The 12,232-nt window shown below is 42.9% G+C and carries 9 protein-coding genes; 7 read left to right on the top strand and 2 right to left on the bottom strand.

The genetic code is table 11. The features are described 5' to 3' along the window. Positions 1–64 precede the first annotated feature (64 nt). From B7P33_RS19830 to B7P33_RS11430, 4 genes are all read left to right on the top strand, one after another. A complete protein-coding gene (locus B7P33_RS19830; protein WP_097442096.1) occupies positions 65–409 on the top strand; it encodes an SdpI family protein in 345 nt (114 codons plus the stop codon). Positions 410–545: 136 nt separating this feature from the next. Then, positions 546–1,736, top strand: a complete 1,191-nt coding sequence (locus B7P33_RS11440) for a phosphoglycerate kinase (RefSeq protein ID WP_097442095.1) — start codon at positions 546–548, stop codon at positions 1,734–1,736. Positions 1,737–2,098: 362 nt separating this feature from the next. Further along, on the top strand, positions 2,099–3,712 hold the full coding sequence (locus B7P33_RS11435; RefSeq protein ID WP_097442094.1) for a LysM peptidoglycan-binding domain-containing protein: 1,614 nt from the start codon (positions 2,099–2,101) through the stop codon (positions 3,710–3,712). 40 nt (positions 3,713–3,752) lie between these two features. After that, positions 3,753–4,754, top strand: a complete 1,002-nt coding sequence (locus B7P33_RS11430; protein ID WP_097442093.1) for a DUF4837 family protein — start codon at positions 3,753–3,755, stop codon at positions 4,752–4,754. A gap of 459 nt (positions 4,755–5,213) precedes the next feature. Here the strand turns inward: B7P33_RS11430 and B7P33_RS11425 are convergent, their stop codons facing one another. Both B7P33_RS11425 and tatA read right to left on the bottom strand, forming a co-directional pair. Continuing rightward, positions 5,214–7,286 carry an OmpA family protein gene (locus B7P33_RS11425; protein ID WP_097442092.1) on the bottom strand — a complete coding sequence of 691 codons (2,073 nt, stop codon included), beginning with the start codon at positions 7,284–7,286 and terminating at the stop codon, positions 5,214–5,216. A 408-nt stretch (positions 7,287–7,694) separates the two neighbouring features. Then, positions 7,695–7,877 carry a twin-arginine translocase TatA/TatE family subunit gene (gene tatA / locus B7P33_RS11420; RefSeq protein ID WP_097442091.1) on the bottom strand — a complete coding sequence of 61 codons (183 nt, stop codon included), beginning with the start codon at positions 7,875–7,877 and terminating at the stop codon, positions 7,695–7,697. Between the two features lie 176 nt (positions 7,878–8,053). Between tatA and B7P33_RS11415 the strand changes: the two genes are divergently transcribed. The 3 genes from B7P33_RS11415 to B7P33_RS11405 all read left to right on the top strand — a co-directional run bounded on the left by B7P33_RS11415 (position 8,054) and on the right by B7P33_RS11405 (position 12,231). Next, positions 8,054–8,923, top strand: a complete 870-nt coding sequence (locus B7P33_RS11415; protein ID WP_097442090.1) for a M23 family metallopeptidase — start codon at positions 8,054–8,056, stop codon at positions 8,921–8,923. A gap of 10 nt (positions 8,924–8,933) precedes the next feature. Then, positions 8,934–10,436: a GH3 family acyl-acid amido synthetase gene (locus tag B7P33_RS11410; protein WP_097442089.1), complete on the top strand. Its 1,503-nt coding sequence runs from the start codon at positions 8,934–8,936 to the stop codon at positions 10,434–10,436. 178 nt (positions 10,437–10,614) lie between these two features. Further along, positions 10,615–12,231: a DUF6909 family protein gene (locus tag B7P33_RS11405; RefSeq protein ID WP_245871783.1), complete on the top strand. Its 1,617-nt coding sequence runs from the start codon at positions 10,615–10,617 to the stop codon at positions 12,229–12,231. Position 12,232: the final 1 nt, after the last annotated feature.

The following is a 12,232-nucleotide window of genomic DNA, read 5'->3' as shown; positions in this document are numbered from 1 at the left end:
GGGGGTTTCTTTCACTACAGATATTTTTGTTAGATTGATTTACTTTTAAACAACCTAACCATCAATGTCAATTTCCATGGTATTATTAATATTGCTGAGTATTTTAATCATGGGATTGCCTCTATATTTTATCCAAAATCCGCCAGAGAAACCTAACTCGTTAATTGGTTATCGCTCCAAAACCGCATTGGCCAATCAATATCTTTGGGACAAAGCTCAGTTTATTTGGCCTAGGGTACTTTTAAAGTTTAGTCTTGCTGTCTTGGTGATTCAATTTGGATCAATACTATTTTTAGAGGCCATTCATGTACTACTTCTAACCGCCTTTTTGTGGGTGATCGCCCTAGGATTATCCGTTTGGGTAACGGAAATCAAACTCAAGGCCTTTCGGAAAAACCCCAAAGGTTGACGAGAAAGCACTAGGTTTTTTTACGTATAACCATTTTTCCTTCAACTACAACGATATATGTAAACAACCCAAGGCTAAAGTACTTGGGGCCTTGCCGGATTTGGTTACCTTTGGGTCAACCAAAAACGTAACGGAGATGAAAACGATAGACGATTTCGATTTCAAGGGCAAAAAAGCCTTGGTAAGGGTAGATTTTAACGTACCGGTAGACGAAACCGGACAAGTAACCGACTATACCCGAATTGAAGCGGCCAAACCTACCATAATAAAAATATTGGAAGACGGGGGCAGTGCTGTATTGATGACCCACTTGGGCCGACCCAAAGGCGAGGTAAAACCAGAGTTGGGCCTAAAGCAGATTTGCGACGAGATCGAGGAAGTTATCGGGGTACAGACCAATTTCGTAGCGGCTACCGTTGGTGAAGAGGCCGAGGCTGCCGTGGCCAACCTAAAAAGTGGCCAGGTGTTGTTGTTGGAAAACCTACGCTTTCATGCCGAGGAGACCAGTGGCGATGCCGCTTTTGCAGAGCAACTATCGAAATTGGGCGACATATACGTAAACGATGCTTTTGGTACGGCCCATAGGGCCCATGCCTCTACGGCCGTAATTGCTCAATATTTTGGTGAGAACAAATGCTTTGGTTATTTAATGGCCAAAGAGATCGCATCGATCAAACAAGTCATGGAAACGGGTGAAAAGCCGGTAACCGCTATTTTGGGTGGTGCCAAGGTTTCCTCTAAGATTACCATTATCGAAAACATACTCGACAAAGTAGATAACCTGATTATCGGAGGAGGTATGACCTACACCTTCGTTAAGGCCCAAGGCGGTAAAATAGGGACTTCTATCGTTGAGGATGATAAACAAGAACTGGCTTTAGAGATTTTGGAAAAAGCCAAGGCCAAAGGGGTACAGGTATTTTTACCCTCTGATGTGTTGGCGGCCGACGAGTTCGGGCCATCGGCCAATACCCAAGTGGTTCCTTCGAACGATATTCCGGATAACTGGATGGGCTTGGACGCTGGTCCGGCCACTGTAGCCAACTTTAAAGAGGTTATCTTAAACTCCAAGACCATTTTATGGAACGGTCCGGTAGGGGTTTTTGAAATAGAAAAGTTTGCCAACGGTACCATTGCCATGGGCGATGCCGTTGCCGAAGCTACCCAAAATGGCGCCTTTTCACTTGTGGGTGGGGGCGATTCTGTGGCAGCCGTTAAGCAATTCGGTTTCCAGAACAAGGTAAGTTACGTATCAACCGGTGGTGGCGCCATGCTCGAAAGCTTGGAAGGACGCACCTTACCGGGTATAGCCGCAATATTGGATTAATACTAGCGTTATCGATAAACGGGGCCACTGCAAAGTGGCCCTTCTTTTTTGTAAATAAACAGTATCAACGGTTTTGAAGCGAGAATTAGGGATTTTGGGTTCTGGCGAAGTGCCATTTTTTTGAAGGGTAGCACAGCTACCTAAGAAAAAATGCGCGAAGGAAGGGCGCAAAAGAACAATCCTGCCCGTCCGGCAGGCGGGATTTAGCCAAAAATGTTGGTGCGGTTTATTTACCTCTTTGAATATCTGTAAAAAAGCACGACTTTCGTGAACAGTGCTAAATAGGTCCGTAGGTAAGTGGATTCGAAGGAATTCAACAACGGATGATCAGTACTTAGTTACAGCATTAACCCAAACGTACTATGGAGATTTGGAACCCCAAAAAGCTTGGTGTCGTCGGATTGCTTTTATGCACCCCATTGACCCACGCCCAACAAGATGAAGAAGCAGTACAAGATACCCTGACCCAGCCCAAGACGGTTCAAATGGCAGATACCCTTGAGGTGGTACCCCAACTTACCTTGGCCAAAGGTCCGGAAGGGGAGGGTATAGGTAGTGATCTACCGCGACAATACGACCTTAAGGATCAAGAAGAACTGGCCCGTCAAGACAGTCTGTGGCTGGTAGAACTGTACAACGCATTTCCTTTGTACGATACCATTCAGACCGATATTGCCAATCTCGATGTAGAAAAAACCTATGTCGTTGATCTGCCAACGGACACCCTAAAGGCCCGCTTGGCCAAGTTAGATGCCAAATCACCTTTTAATATCGGATATAACCCCTCTCTAGAAAATGTGATTAAATCCTTTTTAAAGCGAAGGGGACCTTTTATAGAGCGCATGTTAACGGCCAGCCAGTTTTATTTTCCCTTGTTCGAACAAGAATTGGATGCCTACAACATTCCCATGGAACTAAAGTACTTGGCCATAGTAGAATCGGCGTTGAACCCCAGGGCCCGATCTCGGGTAGGGGCCACCGGTCTTTGGCAGTTTATGTACACCACCGGTATGATGTATAAATTGGAGGTGAATTCGTATGTAGACGAACGTTCCGACCCTATACGGGCTACCAAGGCCGCCTGTGCCTATATGCAAAAACTGTACGGTATATTCGAGGATTGGGATTTGGTATTGGCCGCGTATAATTCGGGTCCTGGTAATGTGAACAAGGCCATTCGCCGTTCGGGAGGCTATGAAAATTATTGGAATATCCGCCGGAATCTACCACGGGAAACGGCAGGTTATGTACCGGCATTTTTGGCCACCATGTATTTATTCGAATATGCCGAGGAACATGGCATCGTAGGCGCTAAGGCGGATCGCGCCTATTTTGAGACCGATACCATACATGTAAAACATTTGATAACCTTTGATCAGGTAGCTGAATTGGTCAATATCAGTAAAGAAGAGTTAAAGGTGTTGAATCCGGCCTATAAATTGGATATTATACCTTATGTGGAAGGAAAAGATTATGCCTTGCGTTTACCGGTGTCAAAAATCGGGGCTTTTGTGAACAATGAAAAGGCCATTTATGCCCATGTATCCGAAGAACTAAAAAAACGCGAGAAACCCTTACCTAAATTCACCAAAGGCAGCGATAGGATCCGCTATCGGGTGAGATCCGGCGATTATTTGGGTAAGATAGCCAACCGCTATCGAGTACGGGTAAGTGATATTAAGCGTTGGAACGGTTTACGATCCAACAACCTAAGGGTAGGGCAGCGTTTAACAATATACCCGAGGAACCCAGGTGCGGTGGCCCAGGCTCCAGCCAAAAAACAACCAACGAAAAAACCGGTAAGTTTGGCCAATGTACCCCCAAACAAACTCTATACGGTAAAAGATGGGGACTCGCTTTGGACTATTTCTAAAAAATATCCTGGAATTACCGTCGACAATTTGCAAGAATGGAACGGTATTAGTGGTAGAAACCTAAAACCAGGGCAAAAATTAAAACTTTGTGGGGGTTGTTAGTGATTACATTCCCTAATATTGTCCATAATAACGACTGAAAATGAAAAAATCGGTGTTTTGGGTACTTGTAGGTGCCATTAGCCTTTCGGCCTGTAAAGAGGCCCCAAAAAGAGAGTACAAGCCAGAATCTATCGGGGCCATAAACTCGGTTTCCGTTATTATGGATACCGACCTATGGGAAGGTCGTGTAGGCGATAAGATCCGCGAACATTTTGCCGCCCCTATGGAAGGATTGCCCTGGGACGAGGCCAAGTTTACCCTCACCCAAATGCCCGAGCAAGTATTTAGTGGCGCAACTAAAAATACCCGAGCCGTTCTCTTCGTTAAAAAAGATAGTATTGAACGGGCCCATATCAAAACCGACCTCTACGCCGCACCACAAAAGATAGGGGTCATAAAATCGACCACTGCCGATGGGTTGATTGCCCATATAGATTCCGTGGCGCCCCGTTTGGTCAAAGCGTTTAAAGATCAAGAGATTTTAGCGGCCCAAAACCGCTTTAGAAAGTCGTTGAACAAAGAATCTGCCCTGCAAAAGAAGTTTGGTATTAGTCTGAACATACCTTCGGCCTATAGGGTAGGGCGCGAAGCCGATAATTTTGTTTGGATCGATAGGCAAATTCGAAAAGGGCACATGAATATTATTGCCTATACTATGCCCGGTGAAAGCTTTGGAACCGACTCTACCTTTGTGAAGGATATTATTCGCATGCGCGACTCTATTGGCGAACTTTATATACCTGGGCCCGATAGCCCTGATAAAGTAACCTATATGGTAACTGAAAAAGCCTTTGCACCCTATGTTTTCCCAGCAGAATTAGATGGACACAAAGCAGCAGAGGTGAGGGGAATTTGGGAGGTTAAGAATTATCCCATGGCTGGTCCGTTTATTACCTATATCATAAACGACCCGGAAAATGATCGTAAGGTGGTATTAGAGGGCTTTACTTTTGCCCCATCTACCGAGAAAAGGGACTATATGTTCCAATTGGAAGCGATTATGAAATCGGTAAGGTTTTTAGAAACACCCGTTAAGGAATAAATCCTTTGTCTTTTTAAGATAGTTTCCTATTGTATTGCAGGGTTTTGTTACTATTCTTGGCTTAGTATCAGGAGAGTAATGTTCTTTGCTACGATAGCTTTATGGGGCTATTTTACTAGGATGCCTTGAATTTATCCTACAAAAAAAGCGCCCCTAAGGGGCGCCGGTCCTATGCTATTGGCCTTTGCATCAATGAAACGCACAACCAGTTAAATATTGATTACAAAGGCAAGCAGAATAGGCTTGTTTTTATTCTTAATAGTTAAAGGTTAACCCCTTAACTCAACACTACAAATATATGTGATAATGTAATACCAGCCAAGGATAAATTTAAATTTGTAGTGAAAACCCTACAAAATGTAGGGAAAGCACGTTTTTGTGTTGTACGTTAGATAAAATACAAAAAAAATACCGCTAACCTATGATTAGCGGTACTTTATAAGGGTTTATGATGGGTTTTTACATATCTACTATAATGAATTCCGATCTACGGTTTAAACGGTGCATTTCCCTAGAACAGCTAGAACCATCGAAGCAATCGTTCAACAATTGTTCTTCCCCAAAACCTTTGGCTTCAACAATACGCTCGGGATCAATACCCTGGGCGACCATATAGGCTTTGGTAGACTTGGCCCTTTTGTCCGATAGGTAAAGGTTGTAATCGTTATCGCCCCAACTATCGGTATGCGACTCGATTCGGATCTTCATACTTGGGTTTTGTTGCATAAGGGCTACGGCCTTATCCAATTCCATGGCGGCATCGGGTCTTATGTTGTGTTGATCGAAATTAAAGTGTATGTTGTTCAATTTGATCTTTTTAATTCCGTCTTCAACTGCGATCATGGCTTTTACTTTATCCAATGCAACGGTTACGTCGGCATCATCGGTTTTCATGGCTATATCCGTTTCGAGCGTTTCAAAAGTCTCTGCTTGGGTGCGCAGGGTATACTTGGTATCTGCTTTTAAGTCTTCAAATACAAAAGAGCCATCGGCATCACTTTCGATCTCTTTGATTTTTTTGTTGTTTTCATCAAGTAGCTCGATAAGGGCATTCGGAATTACATCGCCGGTTTCAGCGGTTAAAACCACCCCTGAAATGGCCACGGGATCTAGTTCATCTGGCATGAGCTTAACGAACGAATAGATATCGTCATCGCCACGTCCACCACTTCGGTTAGAGGAAAGGAAGCCTTTGTCGTAATCTTTGTTAACGATATAGGCAAAGTCATCTTTATTACTATTAATGGGTTGGCCCATATTCTTTACTTCGCCAAACCCTTCTTCTTCATCTAGAGCCACTTCGAATACATCAAGCCCCCCAAGACCTACATGTCCGTCAGATGCGAAGAACAACTTCTTTCCATCAAAGAAGGGGAACATTTCACGGTTTTCGGTATTGATCTCCGGTCCTAGATTTTTTGGGTTGGAATAAGATCCATCTTCAAGTATATCTACCACGAAAATATCGGTGTTCCCAATACTACCGGGCATGTCAGAAATAAAGTAAAGCTGTTTTCCATCCGGACTTACCGTAGGGTGGCCGCAAGAATAATCGTCGCTATTAAAGGGTAAAGAGGTGGCTTCTTGCCATTCGCCATCTACCTTTTTACTAACGAATATTTTTAAATGGTTTATACCGTTTTTGTCTCTAAGGAGTTTCTTTTCGTAATTATTACGGGTAAAGAACATGGTCTCGTTATCGGGTGTAAAGGAGACCGAAGCTTCGTGGTATTTGGTATTGATATTCTTAGAAAGTTTTACGGCATCGCGAACTTCTTGGTCCTCTTTGTTCAGTTTGGCTGTATAAATGTCCAGATAAGGTTGTTCGTTCCATTTATAGGTACGCGACTTAAAGAAAGATGAATCTTTGGCAGAGGCGTACATAATACCATCATCTCCGAAATACTGTACACCAAAATCAGAATATTCGGTGTTAATGGCGGCATTCTTAAGTTCAATATTCTTAGCCACCTTGGCCATGATCAGATCTAGTTTCTGTTCATTTTCCTTCAAAATCTCTTCGTTTTGATCAGGGGCGACATATTCCGGGTCATTTATTTTCTTGTTATACAAACGCATCAATCTTTTGGCACGGCCATACTTTCCGTTCCCTTTTAGACTATGGGCGTATTTAAAAATAAGTTCAGGCGGCATTTCATCTTTATAATTTTTATAAAGCTTATCGTACCAGTAATAGGCCCGCTCCATATTGGTGTTGAAATAATAAGCGTCTGCAGCTTTACGAAGTACATCGAACGAATGGTTTTCTTGATCACGCAAGGCCTTCTCATATAATGCGGAAGCTTCTGCATACCACATTTTATCGAAGTAACTATCGGCCTTGGCCACCATTCTAGATTTAGATGTTTTTTTAACGGGATCTACCTTAACATCTTCATCGATGGGGGTCAGCATCGAATAGCTTACTTCCTCCAAGGATATGGGGTCTTGGTTTATCGTTTGTTGTCCTTGGTCTTGTGCTTGCAATACAGCACATACAAAAAGGGACCAAACAAGGATTAATTGTTTCATAATTCTCCTACTTATAATTCCGGTTGAATGGTAAAGGTTAGTGTATGAAAATCAGATTTTACCGTATGGGTAAGGTATACCAAACAACAATCGTAAAAGTAATTGTGTTAGCCCCGATGAGAAATAAATTGTTGTGAACCCACTCCTTTTAGTAGGTATAGGCTGGTTTTTATACTATTTAAGAAGTCGATTTCCTACAAAAACACAAAGATTTGTATGGTGCAGTTTATCTATTAGGCTATATTATATAACGCTTAATCGATAATTGGAACACCTCTAAATCGAATAAGCAAACCCGTTAAAATTGAAGTTGGATTGAAATGTTTGTAGGAAAACAAAATTTGGTGAAGGCAAATAAAAAACCCCTGTAAAAAGCAGGGGTTTTTTGTATGTATTGGGGGTATATTATTAATCGTTCTTCTCTTCCAACTTTTCATCGTCTTTAGAGGCGTCTTTAAATTCTTTTATTCCGCTTCCCAGTCCGCGCATAAGCTCTGGGATTTTTTTACCACCGAAAAGTAAAAGCACTACTACCACAATCAAGATGATCTGGGGGGCTCCGATGGCTAAAAAAGGTAACAAACTTATCATGATAGAGGATTTAGGCAACAAATGTAGTAAAAAGATAGCATGGAATCGTTAAAAAGATAGGGCCTAACTGCTAAATATGGCCATTGACTAGGCTAAAAAGTATAAATTTGGCGAAGCGATTACCTGAAGTCGATTCTATAGGGTCGGTTCTGGTATTCACCATAGTACAAAGACTTATGGCCAAAAAGAAGCGCAAGACTAAAGAAATCAAGAAGAAATTACTGCATAAGTACCGGTTGGTCATCCTTAACGAAAGTACTTTCGAAGAAAAGATTTCCTTTAAGCTAAGCAGGTTAAATGTTTTTGTTTCGGGTACTATTGCCATGATCTTTTTGATAGGACTTACGACTTTATTAATCGCCTTTACTCCTTTACGTGAATATATTCCGGGTTACTCTTCCACCGCCTTGAAACGCAAGGCCACCGAGCTTACCTATAAAACGGATTCTTTGGTTACCGTTCTTAATTATACCAATCAGTATTTAGAAAATGTACGTAAAGTTTTAAGTGGCGATGTGGCCAATAATGAGGTGAATCGCGATTCGTTGTTCGAACAATTTAAACTCGACCCAAATACGGTGGACTTAACTCCAATAAAAGAAGATTCCATCCTTAGGGCCCAAGTGGCCTTGGAAGATAAATACAATCTGTTCGAGACCGAGGTACGCGATCGGACTTTGAATTTTTTTCCTCCGGTAAACGGCATGTTATCCAATGGCTTTAACGCCCAGGAAAAACATTTTGCCGTAGATATTACCGCGGCAGTCGATAGTCCGGTAAAAGCGGTGGCCAATGGTACCGTAATTCTTTCGGAATGGACGGCCGAAACAGGTTATGTTATTATCTTAGAACACGGAGATGGTTTGTTGTCTATTTATAAGCACAATGGAAAACTGCTTAAATCGCAAGGGGAAATCGTTCAGGCCGGAGAAGTAATCGCCTCGGTAGGCAACACTGGGGAACTGACCACCGGACCCCATTTACATTTTGAATTATGGAGTCATGGTAACCCTATGAATCCGTCCGATTACCTCGATTTTAATTGATATCGTTCGCATGAAATTAAAAGTACTGGCGGCAAAGTTGTTCGCTAAGAACGTAGGCCGTAAGAATGCTAAATGGATACAAAATCCCATTGCTGCCCAAGAAAAGGTTTTTAAGGACTTGATTACAAATGGGGCCAACACCAAATTTGGTAAAGACCACAACTTTGGTACCATTCAGTCTTTTTCTGATTTTCAAGAACGGGTACCAGTACGCGACTACGAAGGGTTAAAAAACTATGTGGATTTGGTCGTAAATGGCGCCAACGATGTATTATGGCCAGGCAAGCCTGCATATTTTGCGAAAACTTCGGGTACTACCTCAGGTTCAAAATACATACCCATTACCAAAGTATCCATAAAAGAACAAGTAAGGGCGTCGCGCGATGCTATTCTGGCCTACATAAAAGAAACCGGTAATGCCGATTTTGTAACGCGGAAGATGATTTTTTTACAAGGTAGTCCCGAATTGGATGAAAAAAACGGGGTTAAATTGGGCCGCCTATCCGGAATCTCGGCTCATTATGTACCAGGGTATTTGCAACGGAACCGTTTACCAAGTTGGGAAACCAATTGTATTGAAGATTGGGAGACCAAAGTAGAAAAGATCATTGACGAGACCTTACCCGAAGATATGGGGGTTATTGCCGGTATACCCTCATGGGTGCAGATGTATTTCGAACGTATTACCCAACGAACCGGGAAGAAGATTGCAGAGGTCTTTCCGAATTTCGATCTCTTTATCTATGGTGGGGTTAATTACGAACCTTATCGGGCCACCTTTGAGAACCTGATGGGTCGAAAGGTAGATAGTATTGAGATTTTTCCGGCCAGTGAAGGTTTTTTTGCTTACCAAGACACCCAAACCGAACCCGGACTCCTTTTGTGTGTAGATTCAGGAATTTTCTATGAGTTTATCAAGGCAGATGAATTTTTTGAAGAAAATGCCAAGCGGTATACTTTAGGCGAAGTGGAACTGGGCGTCAATTATGTTTTGATTATCTCGACCAACGCAGGTTTATGGGGTTACAACATTGGCGATACCGTACAATTTGTTTCTTTAGCGCCTTACCGGGTAATTGTTTCGGGTCGGATTAAACACTTTATATCCGCTTTTGGCGAGCATGTCATCGGTAAAGAGGTAGAAGAAAGTATGCGGAAGGCCATAGCGGCCACCGATGCCATGGTACACGAATTTACCGTGGCCCCACAGACGAATCCGCCCGAGGGGGGGCTCCCCTACCACGAGTGGTTGATCGAGTTCGAGAAACAACCTTCCGACATGGAAACTTTTATTGCTGTTTTGGATCAGACCCTACAAGAACAGAATTCCTATTATTTCGATTTGATAGATGGAAAAGTGCTTCAAGCTTTAAAGGTAAGCCCATTAAAGCGGGGTGCCTTTATCGACTATATGAAATCGGTAGGTCGTTTGGGCGGACAGAACAAGGTACAACGCCTGGGTAATGACCGCAAGGTGGCCAATGCTTTGTCTGTATTTAGAGCTTTGGAATGACAAAAAAGCGGTAAGCAATTGGGTTAATTGTATGTTGTTTTTTCTGATTTCATTTTTGGCAATTCCGAAATACACAATATAAACCGTAATTTAGCATAACAGAATACGAGAATTGAACGTGAAGAACACCACCCGCGCCCAAGAATCTACCAATGCCATAGAACGGCTTTATATAACCATGTTACACTTGTTTAACCGTGGTTTTTATAAGCCTATGGGTATATCTGGCGAGGCTTTACGCAATGCCTTGTTACAATTACGCCCCGAGATTTATGGTTCCATTGCCGAAGAGAAGGTAGAGCTTAACGGATTGGTTTACGTACTCGAACGTTTGCCAGAGGGAATTGAACAATGCCGCTTTATCAATCTGACCTCCGAAGAAGGTTATGGCAGTACCCATTTTACCCCCATAGTGCCCCCGAAACGCCGTCGAAATTGTTATCGTATCGATGACGAGCAAATGAATATCGAGATTACCCGTGGGCGTTCCGACATTTACGATATACTTACCCATTTGACCTTTTTGTTTATCGAATCGCAAAAGATCTGTAAGCGGGTATTGATCAAAAGTTCGGGCAAGACCATTCGCGATTGGGAAAAACTCGAAAACGCGCTCAAGGGAACTAAACTTACCCAAACCGAAAGGGAGGTGGCCTTGGTGCATACCTCAAATATCCTAGGTCGTTCTTTTGAAGAAACCATGGATATGCATACCCAGTTGGCTTCAAAGTCGAAACCCGATCGCTTTTTGGAGATCGTATACTGGTTGGGCAAATTGGCCATTGATGAAGAGCGGAACTACCAGAAAAGGGCGATTACCTTCAGCCCCATTCTCCGCGAGCGTTTGGGCCATCATATACATGGCGAAAAATGGGCGAATGCGATTAAGGACACCTTAATGAAGCAGGGATTGATGGAGCGGCCCATACACATTATTTCGGCCAATATGCATTCGGTCATGAATTCCATTTTTGCGAAAAAGGCCCTGGCCAAGGAATTCCCAAAGGCCGATTCATTGGAAGTTTTTGAGGCTTTAAGTGCGCCTGGCAATGGCAATTTGAGAAAAAAGGTGGAGACGATTGCCAAGAAAAATGGTATGATCTACCAAAAGGATACTTCAGGCACCAATATAGACATCCAAATATTCGATTCGGCAAAATTAGGTCAGGAGGCTTGTTGTTTTGCTTTACCAAAAGATACGCCCAAGGATAAAATGCCCGTACTATTCGTTATGGACTATGCCTTTGGCGAACAGGCCTATGAGACTATAGACGAGTTTTTAAAGCCCTATAAAAAGGAAGGACAAACCCCGATGTATTTAGATGTGGCCTCTATCTCCATTATGGGTAAGGCCGGTATCTTGGAAGGGGGCAAGGGCGACCTGATGATACCATCGGCCCATATTTTTGAAGGATCCGGGGACAATTATCCGTTTAAAAATGAGTTATGTGCCGAAGATTTTAAAGGACACGATCTTTTGGTGTTGGAGGGCAGTATGGTCACTGTTTTGGGTACCTCCCTACAGAATAAGGACATCTTGAAATTCTTTCACGAATCCACCTGGAACGTCATCGGACTCGAAATGGAAGGGGTACATTACCAAAAAGCCATACAATCGGCTTCCAAGATACGCAAGAGTATACGGGAAGACGTTAAGGTACGATATGCCTACTACGCCTCTGATAATCCGTTGGAAACCGGAAGCACCTTGGCATCTGGCGGATTGGGAACCACTGGGGTAAAACCCACCTACTTGATAACAGATAAGATACTAAAACAAATATTTGAAGCTTAAC

It is taken from the genome of Sediminicola luteus (assembly GCF_002514735.1).
Lineage (GTDB): Bacteria > Bacteroidota > Bacteroidia > Flavobacteriales > Flavobacteriaceae > HQA918.
Note: the sequence above shows the minus strand (reverse complement) of the source record. Positions and strands in the feature narration are given on the sequence as shown.